The organism is Phytohabitans flavus (genome assembly GCF_011764545.1).
In the GTDB taxonomy this organism is placed as follows: Bacteria; Actinomycetota; Actinomycetes; order Mycobacteriales; family Micromonosporaceae; genus Phytohabitans; species Phytohabitans flavus.
This window is the reverse complement of the sequence record NZ_AP022870.1, coordinates 5,035,070-5,051,759: the sequence shown is the minus strand read 5'-3', so window position 1 is coordinate 5,051,759 and position 16,690 is coordinate 5,035,070. Positions and strand designations below refer to the sequence as shown.

General features: G+C 69.8%; 14 protein-coding genes and 1 pseudogene. All 15 read right to left on the bottom strand.

The features are described from left to right. Window positions 1-75: 75 nt before the first annotated feature. The gene (locus tag Pflav_RS22010) at window positions 76-1,230 is read right to left on the bottom strand and encodes a nidogen-like domain-containing protein (protein ID WP_232071737.1); all 1,155 of its coding nucleotides are present in this window, start codon (window positions 1,228-1,230) and stop codon (window positions 76-78) included. Further along, entirely contained in the window at window positions 1,167-2,414 is a 1,248-nt protein-coding gene (locus tag Pflav_RS46010; RefSeq protein WP_232071735.1) for a hypothetical protein, read from the bottom strand. The genes Pflav_RS22010 and Pflav_RS46010 overlap by 64 nt, the downstream gene beginning before the upstream one ends. Next, the gene (locus Pflav_RS22005) at window positions 2,351-3,595 is read right to left on the bottom strand and encodes a carboxypeptidase regulatory-like domain-containing protein (protein WP_173037832.1); all 1,245 of its coding nucleotides are present in this window, start codon (window positions 3,593-3,595) and stop codon (window positions 2,351-2,353) included. Before Pflav_RS22005 ends, Pflav_RS46010 begins: the two co-directional genes overlap by 64 nt. A gap of 737 nt (window positions 3,596-4,332) precedes the next feature. Then, complete coding sequence (locus Pflav_RS22000) at window positions 4,333-5,646, bottom strand: Gfo/Idh/MocA family protein (protein ID WP_173037831.1); 1,314 nt, start codon at window positions 5,644-5,646, stop codon at window positions 4,333-4,335. 1 nt (window position 5,647) lies between these two features. Beyond that, window positions 5,648-6,568 (bottom strand): ABC transporter permease, encoded by a 921-nt coding sequence (locus Pflav_RS21995; RefSeq protein WP_173037830.1) that lies wholly within the window; start codon window positions 6,566-6,568, stop codon window positions 5,648-5,650. 11 nt (window positions 6,569-6,579) lie between these two features. After that, window positions 6,580-7,377, bottom strand: coding sequence for an HpcH/HpaI aldolase family protein (locus tag Pflav_RS21990; protein WP_173037829.1), 798 nt, complete (start codon window positions 7,375-7,377; stop codon window positions 6,580-6,582). A 62-nt stretch (window positions 7,378-7,439) separates the two neighbouring features. After that, the gene (locus tag Pflav_RS21985; RefSeq protein ID WP_173037828.1) at window positions 7,440-9,053 is read right to left on the bottom strand and encodes an ABC transporter substrate-binding protein; all 1,614 of its coding nucleotides are present in this window, start codon (window positions 9,051-9,053) and stop codon (window positions 7,440-7,442) included. A gap of 167 nt (window positions 9,054-9,220) precedes the next feature. Next, window positions 9,221-10,450 carry a CaiB/BaiF CoA transferase family protein gene (locus Pflav_RS21980; protein ID WP_173037827.1) on the bottom strand — a complete coding sequence of 410 codons (1,230 nt, stop codon included), beginning with the start codon at window positions 10,448-10,450 and terminating at the stop codon, window positions 9,221-9,223. Next, window positions 10,447-11,208, bottom strand: coding sequence for an enoyl-CoA hydratase/isomerase family protein (locus Pflav_RS21975; RefSeq protein ID WP_173037826.1), 762 nt, complete (start codon window positions 11,206-11,208; stop codon window positions 10,447-10,449). Before Pflav_RS21975 ends, Pflav_RS21980 begins: the two co-directional genes overlap by 4 nt. Further along, complete coding sequence (locus Pflav_RS21970) at window positions 11,205-12,107, bottom strand: ATP-binding cassette domain-containing protein (protein WP_173037825.1); 903 nt, start codon at window positions 12,105-12,107, stop codon at window positions 11,205-11,207. Before Pflav_RS21970 ends, Pflav_RS21975 begins: the two co-directional genes overlap by 4 nt. Continuing rightward, the gene (locus tag Pflav_RS21965; RefSeq protein ID WP_173037824.1) at window positions 12,104-13,117 is read right to left on the bottom strand and encodes an ABC transporter ATP-binding protein; all 1,014 of its coding nucleotides are present in this window, start codon (window positions 13,115-13,117) and stop codon (window positions 12,104-12,106) included. Before Pflav_RS21965 ends, Pflav_RS21970 begins: the two co-directional genes overlap by 4 nt. Before the next feature lie 19 nt (window positions 13,118-13,136). Beyond that, complete coding sequence (locus tag Pflav_RS21960) at window positions 13,137-14,360, bottom strand: CaiB/BaiF CoA transferase family protein (protein ID WP_173037823.1); 1,224 nt, start codon at window positions 14,358-14,360, stop codon at window positions 13,137-13,139. Between the two features lie 5 nt (window positions 14,361-14,365). Then, window positions 14,366-14,659 (bottom strand): aldehyde dehydrogenase family protein, encoded by a 294-nt coding sequence (locus Pflav_RS47565; RefSeq protein ID WP_269474529.1) that lies wholly within the window; start codon window positions 14,657-14,659, stop codon window positions 14,366-14,368. A gap of 95 nt (window positions 14,660-14,754) precedes the next feature. Next, window positions 14,755-15,744 (bottom strand): annotated as a pseudogene (locus Pflav_RS21955) (aldehyde dehydrogenase family protein); the annotation flags it as partial. A 31-nt stretch (window positions 15,745-15,775) separates the two neighbouring features. Further along, window positions 15,776-16,675, bottom strand: coding sequence for an ABC transporter permease (locus tag Pflav_RS21950; protein WP_173037821.1), 900 nt, complete (start codon window positions 16,673-16,675; stop codon window positions 15,776-15,778). Window positions 16,676-16,690: the final 15 nt, after the last annotated feature.

Genomic DNA, 16,690 nt, shown 5'->3' with positions numbered 1-16,690 from the left:
GATCGGTTGTGGGGCGTTAGCCGTTCACACCGATCGGAGGTCCTCTTGGTACCAGGCGTGCTTACCAACCAGAGGTTAGCCGCGGATGTGGAAAATGTGGATTCCTGCTTCGTCGCTGTTGGTGGAGGTGCGGGTCAGTGCGGTGGGTGCCGTGTCCAGGAAGGATCCTGGCGTTCGTGATCCGGTGACTTCGTGGAAGGTGCCTGGCTGGCCGGTGCCGTTTGCGTAGCCGACCGCGGCTGAGGTGCCGCCGAGGCCGTTGCTGCCGCCGCTGGCGTCGCCGGTCTCCCAGAGCAGCTGGCGGTAGCGCAGGACGATGTCGAAGGCACCGTCGGCGACGTCGCTGCGGTCGACCAGGTAGAGCTGGAAGGAGTTGAGCTTGTCGTCGTGGCTGGCGAAGTAGCCGACTTGGTGGAAGTCGACGCAGAAGGCTTGACGGCCGTCGACGTTGCCCAGCCCGTACCGTACTGGTTGGGACGCGGCACCGCGGGTGTCCACATCGGCCCACCAGGCAGCGATGATCGCGTTCCCGCCGGAGGCGAACGGGGACGGCGTGTATGCCGATTGTGGCCCGTTGAAGGTGACGTTGCCGTTGTTGTTGACCCAGACGTTGCTGAAGCGCTGTCCGAGGAAGTCCACAGTGAACGGCAGTGCGATCGGTGGGCTGGAGCCGTCGTCGTTTGGCGCCACCTCGGTGGCCTGGCAGGTGAGGCCGAGCTGGTCGCCGTCGACCTGTAGCTCGTAGGCGCCGGTGAAGCCGCCGGAGTCGAATACCCGCAGCTGGTACCGGCCGGACTCGCGTAGCTGGGTCGCCTCCATGGTGCCGCAGCCGGTGCCGCGGGTTCGCCCGATCGGTTCCCCGCTGGGATTGATCAGAGTGATGGAGAAGGTGCCCACGCCGGGGCACGGGCCTGGGGTGGTGATCCGGACGTTGGATCCGGCCGCTAGGTCGATCTCGTACACGTCGGCCGCGAATGCCCGGTCGAGTGAGCCGGTGGCGCGTTGACCGAGTCCGATGAGGACGGTGTCTTCGACGGGCGCGCCGAGAGCGCCGGCTGGGACGGTGGTACGTGTCAGCTGTGCGACTACGGCGGCGTTGTCCGCGAAGCCGTTGTCGCCGGTGAGCGCGACGTCAAGGATGCACTGGTCCAGTCCGGCACCGGGAGTCAGGCCCCGGTCCCGGCAGATTTGCTCGGCCGCGGCACGAAGATCTGCTGGCAGCGCTGCCACTGACGCCGGGTCCGGCGGCACGACGGGAAGCCCGCGGTCGGGTGGCAGGGGCGTCCGGAAGAACGATGCGTCACCGGTCGCGTGCCAGCTCGCGCCGAAGACGCCGTAGAAGCGTTCGGCGTCGTAGACGTCCTCGACAAGCGTGCCGTCGCGTGCCGTCGTGTCGTTGGCGGGGTCGCGGTCGGCGTTACCGAGGATGCCGTGTACCCGGCCCCAGCGGCTCGCCGACAGCGTGACGAATACGTTGTCGCCGGTCCAGCGGCCGGCGGCCAGTTGCGTGCCGTCCGGCCAGCGCACCACGGCACCACGGACATTGTCGTAGGTGAGCACCGCGCCGCCGGGCAGCTCGGTGGGTCCACCGAGTGCGAGCGGCTGCCCATCCAGGGTGGCGACCAGGGGTCGCGCAACTGCGCGGTCGGACTGTCGCCGAACGCGATGATGGATGTACCGACCCGGGCGGCGACTCCATGGTTGATCGAGATGGTCGGGGTCAGCCCTGGCCGGCGGACGTAGCGTGCCTGTACCGCGAAGTTGTCGGTGGTGGACTCGACGAGGGTGTAGTCCCCGGCGGCCTGGAAGTCCACGGAGCCGCCGTCGAAGGTGATCAGGTGCGGGTCGCCCCAGGAACCGCCTGCCCCAGGCGTTCGCGGTCCGGTGTCCGGCACGGGCGTGCCGTCCGGCGGGCCCTCAGGGATGCCGCCCGGTGGCAGCGGTGGTTGCTCGTCGCTGTCGCAGGCGTCGCCGGCCCCGTCGCCGTCGCCGTCGGCCTGGTCCGCGTTCGCCACTGTCGGGCAGTTGTCCAATGTGTACGTCGCACCGGTCCATGGCTGCGCGTCGGGCACGCCGTCGTCGTCGCGGTCGTTGTCGTACAGGTTCGTGATATCCCGGCGGTCCGGCTGGAGGGTGGGTTCGGCGACGAACAGCACCTTCCTGGCGTAGTGTCCGCCGCTTGCCTTCCTGGTGGCTTCCAGGCGACTGAGCGGGATCGTCGCGTGCGTTTCGATGCCCGCACCGGCGTCGCCCTCGCAGAGGTCGATCGCGTCGAGCACGGTCAGCGTCAGGCTTGCCTCAAGTTCGACGCTGGTGATCACGCCGCGGTCGCTGGCCTCGGGCAGCAGCTTCAGCGGTCCGGAGAAGTTGCGAAGGTCCTCGAACCGGGTCGTGCCGATGGTGACGTGCCCCATGCCACCGGCGATGTTCCCGGAACGTTGAACGGGTCGCTGAAGTTGATGTCGACGTCGTGCCCGATCGGATTCGCCGAGTCCGGAAACTGCTCCAGCTGTAGCGCGGTCGGCGTCTGCGGTGCGGACAGTGCCGGCCGCTCAGTGCCGAGCGCGATGACCACCTGGTCGACCACGGTACGCGCCGCGTTGCGAGTGAACGGCGACTCGGCGAACTGCTTCATCGCCTGCGCGTCGCTGACGGTCTCCCGGCTGGTCGAGTCGGGGCCACCGTCCAGGTACATCGACCACAGTCGGCGTGAAGACGCGCCCATGAACTGGTCGAGGAACGGCAGCAGGACCTTGCGAAGGTACGACACCGCCGAGTCCGCCTCGCTGGCCGACGCGAACGGCGTGCAGTAGGCGTCCATGCCGCCCCACATGTTCCACGGTCCCGGCGCGATCCGCAGCTCCAGGCCGTCGAGCTCGGTGAGGCTGAGTACAAGTTTCCCGCCGACCGTCTTGGTCTTGATGGTCGTGGAGGTCAGCGTGTCCGGATTCAACCCGGTCACCTGGGCGTCGTCGGCGCGGAGCCCGAGCACGCGCGGATCCAGCGTCACCGTGATCGGGCGGGAGAAATGCAGTCCGTCGGGGGAGAGGTCGACGATGGGCGCGCCGAAGCCGTCCTTGCCGCCGGTGAAGGCGAGTTGGGTGAGGTGAAGGTCTACGTTGCGCCGGAGCGCGCCACGCGGGATCTGCACCCGCCAGCCCGGCCCGCTGAAGTCGCCGCCGTTAGGACCGACCCGCACGGGCGCCGCCAGCCGTTGCAGCAGCAGGTCAGGCGCGACGGCCTCGCCACCGTCCACCGTGGACACCGTGAGGCCACCCAGGTAGCCGCGCAGCCGGCCGCCGATCGCGATTCGCCCCTCCGGGACTCCGGTCAGCGTGTAGCGCCCGTCGGCGTCGGTGACCGCGCTGCGCTTTCCGTAGGCCACCGTCGCCCCGCCCACCGGCGTGTTCGCGACCGCGTCGAGCACCCGACCTGTGACCCGCCCGGTCGCCTGCGACAGGTGCTGGCGCACCTTCACCTCGGTGGAGACCCGCCGGGTGCCGCTCCAGGCGCTGACCTTCAGCGTGTTGCGCACGCCTGGGCGTAGTACCACCTCGGTGCTGAACGCGCCGCTTTCGTCCGCGAACGTCGTCACCGGAACGACCCCGCCCGCGATCGTCACGGTTGCTTGCCGGGCTGCCTTGCCGGTGACCGCCACGCTGCCGCGATCGGTCTGGGCCGGGCATGAACGACCAGCTTGCTCGGATGATGGCGGGGGTGCGCCTGCGCGCTGGTGACCGCCGCCGTTGGCACGATGATCAGCGCGGTGGTGACGATGGCGCATGTCCGGAGAAGGATTTCGCGCCATTTCGGCGCTCTTGCGTGCCGGCCGGATCGGAATCTCGCCACTGGCTATTCCCTTCTGGCAGTTGTGGCCATGAAGGTGTCACCCGTAATGAGATCGTGACAATGGTCGCGTCGAGCCGAAGTAGTCGACCGGACAGATTCCAACAATTGGCGGGTGCGAGTCGCACCGCCACCCAAGTTCCGTCTCCCGGACACCGATCGGTTCACTAAGGACGGAGAACTCCTTAGTGATTCCGCACAACCGGGCGACAGTCACGCCAGGGCGTCCGTGCCGGGCCCGGCGATCGGGCAGGCCGACCAGTGACTGCGCGCCCTTCGGCCATCCGCGACGTGGTCGCGTCCAAGCTAACCTGCCCGGCAGGGGCGAGCTGCCGTGGCTGCCCGCAAGCTTCTGATAGAACTCCCGGCCACCGGCAACCGCTACGCTTCAGGCAACCCGGCCACGTCGATTCAGTCGGTCCATCTGGAGAGACACATTCAAATGATCTTGGCGAACAAAGTGAAGAAACACGAGGTAGTTGATCTCTAGGGTCGCAGGTCAGGAAGTCTGCTCCCGCGCACGCGGGGGTGATCCCGTGTGAGCGTGGCCGAGGACATCGATCCCGCCCTGCTCCCGCGCATGCGGGGGTGATCCGACTTCCAGGTCTTTCGGGTCGAGGTCGCCGGTCTGCTCCCGGCGCATGCGGGGTGATCCCACCGAGACTGCGGCGGCGGGTGTTGGGCAGCCCTGCTCCCGCGCACGCGGGGGTGATCCCCCCGGCTGCGACACCAGGTTCTACTTCTGGACCTGCTCCCTGCGTACGTGGGGGTGATCGGGGTACGACCGGCCGGGCGGCGATCAGTGGTTTGATTGACCCCGGTCCGTGCGGGGCTGGGGCCGAGTATCCAGTCGGTCACCTGGGCCGTGCGGAATGCGGTCTCGCCGGTGCTTGGGCAGCGGCCCTGGCCGTTCAGCTCGTCCACGATGGACTGTACGAGTGGCTGCTGCACGTGCTGCGGGTCGGGTACGGGGATGCGCTGTTCCTGGCCGCCGGTCACCAGCGTGATCGGCTCGTCCATTTTGGACGTGGAGTAGCGCAGCCGCCCGGTGGAGCCGGTCACCTCGGTGACGTCGGCCGCCGAGTCGGCGGCGTAGCACCACTGGCCGGTGCCGAGTACCCCGCCGGGCAGCCGGTAGGTGGCGGTGACCAGGTCTGGGGTTGGGTATGCGCCGGCCTGGTTGACCGCCGTGCCGTGTACGTCGGAGAGCTCGCCGAAAAGGAAGTCTATGAGGTCGAGGGCGTGGCAGGCGCCTTCGAAGAAGTGGCCGCGGCCGTACGCGGGGTCGACCCGCCAGGGCAAGGGCTCGCCGGCCGGCAGTGCGGGCAGTGGTGCGCGCAGCGTGGTGCGTACGACCCGGGGCGTGCCGATCGCGCCCGACTCAAGCAGCTCCTTGACCCGGACGAAGCGGGGCAGAGCCCGCCGGTAGTAGGCGACCCAGAGCGGTACACCGGCTGCGGCGAAAGCGGAGCGCATGAGTGAGCATTCGGTGGCGTCCATCGCCATCGGCTTCTCCACGTATGTGGGTTTGCCGGCGGCGGCGCAGCGCAGCGCGTACTCCAGGTGGGTGTCGGTTCGGGTGGCGATGTAGACGGCGTCGATGTCGCGGGCCTTGATGATGTCGTCGGCGTCCGTGTGCCAGCGGGCTACGCCGTGCCGGCGGGCGAAGTCGGCGGCCTTGGCGGCGTCGCGGCGCATCACGGCGACGAGTTGGGAGTCGCGGGCCTTGTAGAAGGCGGGCCCGCTCTTGACCTCCGTCACGTCGCCGCAGCCGATGATGCCCCAGCGGATCGTCGCCATGTCAGCCCCTGATCTTCGCGCGCGGGTCCAGGTATGCGTACGTGAGGTCGACGATCAGGTTGACCGCGATCACCATGAGCGCGACCACGAACACGCACGCCTCGATGAGCGGCAGGTCGCGCCGTTCGATCGCGCCGATGAAGAGGGTACCGATGCCGGGCCAGGCGAAGATCGTCTCGATCACCACCGCGCCGTTGAGGAACGTGGCTATCTCGTCGCCGCTGACCGTGATGATGGGGATGGCCGAGTTCTTCAGCGCGTGCTTGCGCACGATCTGCTTTTCGGTCAGGCCCTTGGCGCGCAGCGTCTGGATGTATGGCTTCTGCATCTCCTCGACCAGCGCCGAGCGGGCGATCTGCGCGATCCGGCCGATCGGGCGGAAGGCGAGGGTCAGGGCCGGCAGGATGAGGTACTCCAGGCCGCCGAAGCCGGACGTCGGCAACAGTCCGAACTGGACGCTGAAGACGAGGATCAGCATGAGGCCGAGCCAGAAGTCGGCCACCGACACACCCGCTAGCGACACCGTGGTGAGGAGGCGGTCGGTGAGGGAGCCAGGTTTGATGGCCGAGCGGGTGCCGAGCAGCAGCGCCACCGGGATCGCGAACGCGAGCGACACGATGGTGAGGGTGAGCGTGGCCGGTACCCGTTGCAGCGCGAGGCCGAGCGCGGGTACGCCCTGCCACAGCGAGTCGCCGAAGTCACCGACGAACCAGCCGCTCATGGTGTGCCAGAAGCGTTCCAGGAACGGCTCGTCCAGCCCGAGCTTGGCCCGTAGGTCGAGGTAGACCTGGATGGGCGCGTCGGCCGGCAGCATCAGCCGGGCGGGGTCGCCGATCTGGTCGACGACCAGGAACACCACGATCAGCACACCAATCATCACGATGGCCGAGTGGAAGGTCCGGCGCAGCGCGTACCGCAGCATCGCGTACCCCTTTAGTAGTTGCTGGTGGGCGGTGCGGACGCGGCGCTGCCGGTCTGGCGTTTCGCGGCGGCCAGGTTGCTCCGGACCGCGCCGGTGAGCAGCGGTACGTCCGAGGCGATGGTGATCATGTCGAAGCCCTGGGCGGTGTACCCGGCGGCGATCTCGCCGTTGGCGCACTGGATGCCGGCGGCGATCCCGTTGTCCTTGCAAGCGGCCCGGATCTCGTCGATGACGCGGACGAACTCGGCGTCCGGGGGAGTGTGGTTGGGCAGCAGGCCCATGGCGAGCGCGAGGTCGCTCGGTCCGATGTAGAGCGCGTGCACGCCCGGCGTGGCGGCGATTTCGCGTACGTTCTTGATGCCGTCCGCCGTCTCGATCATGAGGATGCAGGCTTGGTCGGCGAGCGCCTCGGGGTCCGTGGTGCCGAGCACCTCACGTGCCCGCACCGGCCCGTACGAGCGGTCCCCGTGCGGCGGGAAGCGCAGCGCCCGGGCGGCCCGCTCGGCCTCGGCGGCGTTGTTGACCATCGGTACGACCACGCCTCGGGCTCCGGCGTCGGCGACCTGCATGATGCGGTTTGGCTCGTTCCAGTTGACCCGGGCGATCGGCACCGACCCGCCGGCTTCGATGGCCTGCATCATCGGCACGCCGGTGCTGTGCTCGATGAGGCCGTGCTGGTAGTCGACACAGACGTAGTCCACGCCCTGCCGGGCGATGAACTCGGCCGGCACCGAGCCGGGCATCGTGCACCACACACCGTACGTGGTGCGGCCGGCCTGCCAGCTCGAGATCAGCGGGTTGGTGCTCATTTTTCCTCCGTCGTCGCCAGGGGCCGGGGCGGACCGTGGTGGCCCGCCCCGGCGCGGAAACCTCAGCTGACCTTCATCTCCTTGACCAGCAGGAAGCCGTCCAGGCGCGGCTTCCAGTCGATCCCGGTGGCCAGTCCGAAGTAGAAGTTCGGCTGTCCAACCGGGACGGTGATGTACCGGTCGTAGACGTACTTCGCGATGTTCTGAAGGGCGGTGTCCCGCTCGCCACCGGCGAGCTGGTTGGCCGCGGCCGTCAGCTTCTCCAGCTCCGGGTCGCAGTACGCCGACGTGGCGCCCTTGCAGGCGTAGTAGCCCTCGATGCTGGACGAGTAGTCCATCAGCTCGTTGCCGTGCTGCTGGAGCCCGATCAGGCCACGGTCCGGCGTGATCGCCTGGTACCCGGCGGTCCACGCCTGCTCGAACTTGGCCGTCTCGCGCATCTCGCTCTTCACGTTGGTCAGCCCGATATCGGTGAGCGCCTGGGCGACGAGCTGGATGCTCTCGTCGGCCCGCAGGATGAAGCCCTCCCGGGCGGCGACCGTGAGCGGCGCGTCCACCGGTACCCCGTCCGCCTTCGCCTCGGCGATCAGCTGCTTCGCCTTGGCCTGGTCGTACGGGTACGGCTGGAGGCTCTTGTTGAAGCCGAGCGCGGACGGCCCGACGATCTGCGCGGCGAGCTCGCCGCCGCCCATGATGTTGTTGATGATCTGCGACTTGTCGAACGAGAGCGCGATCGCCTCCCGCACCCGCGGGTCCTTCAATGCCGGGTTGGGGGTGTCGAGCCGCAGGATGACGGTCTCCACACCGACACCCTTCTCGCACTTGGGCGCCTCGCCGCACTGCGACTCGGTCAGCCAGCGCACGAACTGCGCCTCGCCGGTCTTCACCATCGAGGCCCGCACCTCGGTCTCCGGGCGGAAGAGGTACGTGACGTCCTTGACCTTGTCGTTGCTGCCGTGCGCCGCGGCTGTGTCCTTGCGGCCCCACCACTGGTCATTCGCGGTGAGCTGGATGTCGCGGCCCCGGTTCCACGCGGCGAACTTGTACGGCCCCGTCCCGACCGGGTGGGTCTCCCACTCGTTCGGCTTCTCCTTCAGGGCCTTCATCGACGGGATCGTCACGAAGTACAGCCGGGTCGGCAGGATCGGGTCGGGGGCCTCCGTGGTGACGTCCAATGTGTACTCGTCCACGACCGTCGCGGTCAGCTCCGGCCCGAGGAAGGTGCGCATCGGGAAGGCGTTGTCCTTGCTGAGCACCCAGTTCAACCCGTACGCCGCGGCCTCGGCGTTGAACGGCGAACCGTCGTGGAAGGTGACACCCTGGCGTAGGGTAAACCGCCACGTCTTCGGATCCGCCTGCTGCTTCCACTCGGTGGCCAGCTCGCCGACCAGCTCGTTGGTCTGGGGGTCGCGGTTGAGCAGCGCCTCCTCTATGTTTCGCAGGACCGGGTGCCCATCGTTGGAGTACGCGTTCCAGCTGGCGAGCGAGCGCGGCTCCTCGGACAGCCCAATCGTGATCTTCGTGAGGCCGCCACCGTTGCCGCTGCCGCCCTCGTCGTCGCTGGTCATGCCGCAGCCGCTGAGGACAACGGCGAGGACCAGCGCGGGGGAGACGAGCATCGCGCGGCGGGTCCGGCGGCGCGGCGGGGAAACTCTATCTGTCTGTGCCATCGACATGGTTCGCTCTTTCGGATCGATGCGTGACGTCTGTGTCAGCGTGTCGCGCGGTCCCTGCGTCGCGACTCTCGATCACCGCGTGGGGTGTCGGGACGGTGGTGCGGTTGTTGGGTTCCGGACTGGAGCACGCCCGGAGGGTGGGGAACGGGCCGGCGCGGACTGACTCATCAGACAGCTCCCTCAGCGCGGAGGGCAGCCATCTCGTCTGAGGTGTAGCCGGCCAGCTCGAGGATCTCGGCGGTGTGCTGGCCGTGGGTGGGCGGCGCGGTGCGCACCGTCGCCGGCGTGCCCGTGAGGGTGAACGCGGGGGCGATGAGCTTCAGCGGCCCGATAGGGCTGTCCACCGTGACCACCATCCGGTTGTGCGTGACCTGCGGGTCGGCGAACGTCTGCGCGAACGTCTGCACCGGCGCGGCGAACAGGTCCTCCGCCTCCATCAGCGGCAGCCACTCCGCCGTGGTGCGCTGGCTGAGCGCGTCCTCGATCAGCTGCTCGAACTCGACCCGGTTGCGGTCCCGCTTCCAGTAGTCGTCGAAGCGGGGATCCTTGGACAGGTCGGGGATCCCGAGGATCCGGCACAGCTGCGGCACCTGGCGCCCGCTGGAGAGCGCGATGTAGCCGTCCTTGGTGGCGTAGAAGCCGTACGGCGGCGGGATGTACGGGTGGGCGTGCATCACGGTGCCGCGTACCGGCTCGCCGACGGCCGTGTTGAGGAAGTGCACCGCCTGCTCGGACTGGGCGGCGATCGCGCTGTTGAGCAGGCTCACGTGCACGTGCTGCCCCTCGCCGGTGTTGAGCCGGTGGTAGAGCGCCGCGAGCACCGCGAAGCCGCCGTTCATCCCGCCCATCACGTCGGTGATGGACATGCCCACCGGAGTAGGACGCCCGGCACCCGACACGTTGATCGCGCCGAAGCCGCCGACCGCTTGGGCGAGCACATCCTGGCCGGGCTTGTGGGCGTACGGGCCGTCAGGGCCGTAGCCGGACGCGGAGGCGTACACGATGGACGGTGTGATGGCCGCGCAGTCCGCGTAGCCGAAGCCGAGCCGCTCCATCACGCCGGGGCGGAAGTTTTCGTAGACCACGTCGCTCACTGCCACCAGCCGCCGGATGACCTCCTTGCCGGACGGGTGCTTCAGGTCGACCGTGATGCTCTTCTTGTTGCGGTTGGCGGACAGGAAACCGGCCGGGTAGAAGGTCGAGTCCTCCGGGTCGGAGCCGTACCGGCCGTTGGCGCCGTACCGCTCGTCGGGCCGGCCGTCGGGGGTGAGCGCGCGTACCCGCTCCACCTTGATGACCTCCGCGCCGAGGTCACCCAGCATCTGGGAGCCGTACGGCCCCTGCATCCGCTCGGTGAAGTCCAGCACTCGGATCCCGGCGAGTACCTGATCGGTCACGGCTTGCCCCTCTTGTCGGTGTACTTGCGGGTGGATTCCAGGTAGAGCGGGTCGCCGTGGCAGGCGTCCCCGGCGAGGGTCTGGAACGCGGCCACCAGGCCGTAGTCGGGCTCCGGCCGCGGGTCGAGCGCCACCTTGGCCAGGCGCACCGCGGTCGGGTTGCGGCCGGCCAGCTCCGCGGCGAGCGCGTGCGCCCGAGCGGCGAGCTCCGCGGCCGGTACCACCTCGGTCACCAGGCCGCGCCGCTCGGCGTCCACGGCGGACACGTTGCGGCCGGTGAGGATCCAGTCCTTGGCCACGCCGAGTCCGACCACGGCGGGCAGCCGCTGGAGGCCGCCGGAGCCGGGCACGCTCCCCAGGGCGACCTCGCGCATCGAGAAGACCGCGTCGTCGGCGGCGATCCGGATGTCGCAGGCGAGCGCCAGCTCGACCCCACCACCCACGCACCAGCCGTGGATGGCTGCCACGACCGGCTTGCCGAGCCCGGCGACCCGGTTCTTCGTGGTGAAGTCGAGCCGGACGTAGTCCCGGGCCGCGGCGCCGGTGATGTCGCCGATCTCGCGCAGGTCCGAGCCGGAGCAGAACGACCTGCCTGAGCCGCGGATCAGCACCGCACCGACGTCGTCGCGGGCCTCCAGCTCGTCGCACGCCTGGTGCAGGGCCCGGTGATCCTCCGAGCGCATCGCGTTGAGCACCTCGGGCCGGTTGAGCAGGATCGTCGCCACCCGGTCCGCGACCGTGATTCGCAAACCACTCATGGCCTTGCCGCCTTGGCCACCGCCGGTGTCGGGACCTCTGCCGGGGGACCGGCCTTCGCCGCGCGGCGCAGGGCCGCGCCGCGCTCCTGCTTCTCCCGCTGGCGGATCGGATCGGGTATGGGCACGGCCTCGATCAGCTCCTTCGTGTACTCGCTGCGTGGCGCCCCGTAGATCTGGTCGCGGTCGCCGATCTCCTGGATCCGCCCGTCCCGCATCACCGCGATCCGGTCGCAGAGGTGCCGCACGGTGGCCAGGTCGTGTGCGATGTAGACGATCGACAGGCCGAGCTCCTGTTGCAGGTCCTTGAAGAGGTTGAGGATCTGCGCCTGGATGGAGACGTCCAGCGAGGCGACCGGCTCGTCGCAGATGAGCAGCCGAGGATCGAGCGCGAGGGCGCGGGCGATGCCGATGCGCTGGCGCTCGCCGCCGGAGAAGTTCGCCGGCCGCCGGGTCAGGTGATCCGGGCGCAGGCCGACCAGCTCCAGCAGCTCGCGTACCCGGGCCCGGCGGGCGGCCGCGCCGGAGCGCACGTGATGGATCACCATGCCCTCGGCGATGATGTCCTCCACCTTCATCCGGGGGTCCAATGAGGAGTACGGGTCCTGGAAGACCATCTGCATGCCACGCCGTACCCGGCGCATCCTGGGCCCGCGCAGGGCGAGCAGGTCTTCGCCGGCGAAGCGGACGGTGCCCCGGGTCGGCTCGATCAGTCGCATCACGCAGCGGGCGGTCGTCGACTTGCCCGAACCTGACTCGCCGACCAGGCCGAGCACCTCGCCGGGCAGCACGCTGAACGACACGTCGTCGACCGCGACGAGGGTCTCCTTGCGCCGGCCGAAGCCGCCGCCGATCGGAAACTCCTTCGTGAGGCCGGTGACCTCGAGGATGGGCTCTGTCATCGCAGCACCCCGGGCTGTTCGGCCAGCCACTGCGCGCGGTGGCAGGCGGACGGATGGGAGCCGTTGGGCGGGGTCAGCAGGGTTGGCACCCGCGCGGCGCAGACGTCGATGGCGTACCGGCAGCGGGGGTGGAACGGGCAGCCCGACGGCGGGTGGGCCGGCGACGGCGGCTGTCCGCCGATGGTGGTCAGCCGCCGCGGCACCTCGCCGTCGATGCGTGGCAGCGACTCCAGCAGGCCGAGCGTGTACGGGTTGATGGAGCCGTAGAAGAGCTCGTCGGTGACGCACTGCTCCATCGCCCGGCCGGCGTACATCACCACGACCCGCTCCGCGAACCCGGAGAGGACGCCGAGGTCGTGGGTGATGAACAGCACCGAGAGGCCACGCTCCTCGGCCAGCTCCAGCAGCAGGTCGAGCACCTGTGCCTGGACCCGTACGTCGAGGGCGGTTGTCGGCTCGTCGGCGATGACGAGCCGCGGCTCGGCGACGAGGGCCATGGCGATCATGACGCGCTGGCGCATGCCGCCGGAGAACTGGTGCGGGTAGTCCCGGGCCCGCTCTTTGGCGTTCTTCACGCCGACCCGGCCGAGCAGGTCGATCGAGCGGCGCATCGCCTCGGCCTTGCGGACCCCGCGGATGCGCAGGGTCTCGCTGATCTGGTCGCCGATCGACCGGACCGGGTCCAATGCCGACAGTGGGTCCTGGAAGATGTACCCGATCTCCTTGCCGCGGACCTGCCGCATCCGTTCCTGCGGTACCGCCAGGAGGTTTTCGCCGGCGAAGCGGATCTCGCCGGTGACCTCCGCGGCCGGCACGAGACCGAGCACGGCCTGAGCGGTGACCGACTTGCCGGAGCCGGACTCACCGACGATGCCGACCCGCTCGCGGTGCCCGACGGTGAGGTTGACCCCGTTGAGGGCACGGACCAGCCCGCCGCCGGTGCGGAACGACAGTGTCAGGTCCCGGATATCCAGCAGCGGTCCGGCATCCATGTCGTCTCGACCCGTCATGCCTTCCTCCCTCCAGGTCCTAGATGACGCCGCGGTCGCGCAGCGCCGCGATCTGCTCGGTGGTGTATCCCGCGCCGGTGAGGATCTGCTCGGTGTGCTGCCCGTGGCTGGGCGGCGCGGTGCGGATCGTCGCGGGCGTACGGGTGAGCGTGAAACCGGGCGAGACAAGCCGCAGCGGCCCGATCGGGCTGTCCACAGTGGTCACCATCCGGCCGTGCGTCACCTGTGGATCGGTGAACGCCTGGGTGAAGCCGTGCACCGGCGCCGCGAACAGCTCCTCGGCCGCCATGAGCGGCAGCCACTCGGCCGTGGTACGCCGCCGGAGCGCGTCTTCCACGATCCGCTCGAACTGCTCCCGGTTGCGCTCCCGCGCGCGCTGGCTGTCGAACCGCGGGTCCTTCGACAGGTCGGGCAGCCCGATCACCCGGCAGAGCTGGGGGACCTGGTGCCCGCAGGACAGCGCGATGTGGCCGTCCGAGGTGGCGTAGAAGCCGTACGGCGGCGGGATGTACGGGTGGCCCTGCGTGGGCGTGTCGCGTACCGGCTCGCCCGCGTCACCGTTGAGGTACTGGACGGCCGGCTCGGACTGGGCGGCGATCGCGCTGTTGAGCAGGCTCACCTGCACGTGCTGCCCCTCGCCGGTATTGAGCCGATGGTAGAGCGCGGCGAGGACGGCGATGCCACCGTTCATCCCACCCATGACGTCGGTGACCGACATGCCCACCGGGGTCGGCCGCCCGCCGGTGGCGTTGACGGCGCCGAACCCGCCCAGCGCCTGGGCGAGCACGTCCTGGCCGGGCTTGCGGGCGTACGGGCCGTCGGGACCGTAGCCGGAGGCGGAACAGTACACGATGGACGGATTGAGGGCGGCGCAGTCGGCGTAGCCGAGGCCGAGCCGGTCCATCACGCCGGGGCGGAAGTTCTCGTACACGACGTCGCTGCCGGCCACCAGGCGGTGGGCCACGTCGACGCCCTCGGGGGCCTTGAGGTTGAGCGTGATGCTCTTCTTGTTGCGGTTGGCCGACAGGAACATGGCCGTGTAGAGGGTGGGCTGGGTACCGGGCGCGGGATAGCGGTCGTCCGGCCGGCCGTCGGGGGTGAGAGTGCTGACCCGCTCCACCTTGATGACCTCCGCGCCGAGGTCGCCGAGCATCTGGGTGCCGTACGGCCCCTGGATCCGCTCGGTGAAGTCGAGCACCCGGATGCCGGTCAGCACCCCGAGCGCGGTCGTCGTCGTATCCACTGTGCTCACTCCGCCGCGATGTCCTGGATGGACACGAACCGCACCTCGGTCATCGCCTTCACGGCGGCGGCCGGGCCTTCGCGGGTGTTTCCCGAGTCGCCGACCCCGCCGTACGGCTGCTGGTCGACCCGCACGGTGGGGACGTCGTTGACAAGTACGCCACCGAAGTCGAGCTCGCGGACGGCACGCAGGGCGGTGTTGATGTCCCGGGTGAAGATGCCGGCCTGGAGCCCGTACGGCGTCTCGTTGGCGATCGCGACCGCCTCGTCGAACGTGTCGTACGGGACAAGCGCGAGCACCGGTCCGAAGACCTCGCGGGTGCGCAGCTTGGTGCCGGGGCCGGCTGGTCCACGACGGTGGGGCGGATACAGCCGTCCACGAGCCGGCCACCGGCCGCGATACCCGCCCCGCCGGACCGGGCCTCGTCGACCCAGCTGAGTACCCGCTCGGTCGCGGCCGGGTTGATCAGGGGGCCGACGTCGGTCCGCTCGTCCATCGGGTCGCCGACCACGAGGCGGTCGGCCGCGGCGGCGAGCAGGTCGCGTAGGTCCGCGTGCACGCGGCGGTGCACGAGCACCCGCTGCACGGAGATGCATGCCTGTCCGGCCGTGGAGTACGCAGCCTTGGTGATCCGCGCGGCGCAGGCGGCCAGCGGCGCGTCCGGCTCGACGATCACCGGCGCGTTCGAGCCCAGCTCCAGCGCGACCTTCTTGCGCGGCGCGGCGGCGGCGATACTCCAGCCGACAGCGGGGCTCCCGGTGAACGCCACCATCGCCGGCACCGGGTGCGTGACCAGCGCGGCACCGGCCTCGCTGCCGGTGTCGGTGAGCACCGTGACCCAGTCCTCCGGCAGGCCGGCCTCGACCATCAGCGCGACAAGCCGCAACGCCGTCAGCGGGGTCTGCGGCGCCGGCTTGAGGACCACCGGGCAGCCGGCCGCCACCGCCGGCGCGACCTTGTGGGCGACGGTGTTGAGCGGGAAGTTGAACGGGGTGATGGCGGCGACCACGCCGATCGGCAGCCGCAGCGCCAGGCCCAGCTTGCCGACGCCGCCCGGGTGCGCCGCCATCGGCACGAGGTCCCCGGCGAGGGTCCGGGCCTCGGCGGCGGCGAAGCGGAGCGTCTCGGCGGCTCGGGCCACCTCCACCCGGGCATCCTTGATCACCTTGCCGGTCTCCGCGGTGATCAGCCGGGCCAGCTCCTCGGCCCGCTCGCCGAGCAGGACGGCGGTGCGGTCGAGCACGAGCGCGCGGGCGTGCTGCGGGAAGTCTTCGCGGCCCAGGGCGGCGGCGGCCGCCTTGCACGCGTCGTCCGCATCGGACGGACCATGCGACGGCACCTCGCCGACGATCTCCCCGCTGTACGGGCTTCGGATCTGGATCATGCGGGTGCCTTTCCGATGTTCGGTCCGTCGGTCAGCGCGCTCGCGGGCGCGCCGTCGGCCACCCGGGCCGGGGCTCGATGACCCCGCTGCCGAGGCTGTCCCGGCTGGTGTCGGAGGAGCGGGCGCGCAGCCAGGTCGCGATGAGGTTGATGCTGAGTGTGGTCAGCAGGATCGCCAGGCCCGGGAAGGTGACCAGCCACCACGCGGAGGTCAGGTACTCCCGGCCCTGGGCGAGCATCAGGCCCCACGACGACTGCGGCGGCTGGATGCCGAGGCCGAGGAAGCTGAGTGACGCCTCAGTCAGCAGCATCACGGCCATCTCGAGCGTGGCCAGTACCAGCACCGGCGCGAGCAGGTTCGGCACCATGTGACGGAAGATCGTGCGCAGGTGACTGGCGCCCAGCGACTGGGCCGCCTCGATGAAGAGCTCGCCGCGCAGGGAGAGCATGAGGCCGCGGGTGACCCGGGCGTACACCATCCAGCGGGTGATGGCGAGCACGAGCACCACGTTGAGGATGCTCGGGCCGAGGACGTAGAGCACCAGCAGCGCGATCAGCAGCGACGGCACGCTCATCTGTAGGTCGACGAGGCGCATGATGAGGTCGTCGACCCAGCCGCGGAAGTAGCCGGCGACCAGCCCGAGCAGGAAGCCGAACGTGCCGGACACCAGCACGCTGAGCAGACCGATGCCGAGCGAGATGCGGGCGCCCTGGAGCAGCCGTACGAGCAGGTCGCGGCCGAGCGGGTCGGTGCCGAGCAGATGCGGGATCGGCCCGTCGCTCGCGGTCATCGGCGGCTGGTTGCGCATCGCCACGTTGGGCGTGTACGGGTCGAACGGGCTCCAGATGAGCGAGCCGACGGCCGCGATGACCAGCACCACGAGGAAGCCGGCCGCGATAGCGACCAACTTGTTGCGCCACAGGGTTCGCACGGCGTACCTCCTGAC

Coding starts and splice junctions, on each gene's coding strand:
- Pflav_RS21965 (WP_173037824.1), bottom strand. CDS start 13,117: ATGACGGGTCGAGACGACATGGATGCCGGACCGCTGCTGGATATCCGG.
- Pflav_RS46010 (WP_232071735.1), bottom strand. CDS start 2,414: ATGGGGCACGTCACCATCGGCACGACCCGGTTCGAGGACCTTCGCAAC.
- Pflav_RS21970 (WP_173037825.1), bottom strand. CDS start 12,107: ATGACAGAGCCCATCCTCGAGGTCACCGGCCTCACGAAGGAGTTTCCG.
- Pflav_RS22000 (WP_173037831.1), bottom strand. CDS start 5,646: ATGGCGACGATCCGCTGGGGCATCATCGGCTGCGGCGACGTGACGGAG.
- Pflav_RS21995 (WP_173037830.1), bottom strand. CDS start 6,568: ATGCTGCGGTACGCGCTGCGCCGGACCTTCCACTCGGCCATCGTGATG.
- Pflav_RS21975 (WP_173037826.1), bottom strand. CDS start 11,208: ATGAGTGGTTTGCGAATCACGGTCGCGGACCGGGTGGCGACGATCCTG.
- Pflav_RS21990 (WP_173037829.1), bottom strand. CDS start 7,377: ATGAGCACCAACCCGCTGATCTCGAGCTGGCAGGCCGGCCGCACCACG.
- Pflav_RS21985 (WP_173037828.1), bottom strand. CDS start 9,053: ATGTCGATGGCACAGACAGATAGAGTTTCCCCGCCGCGCCGCCGGACC.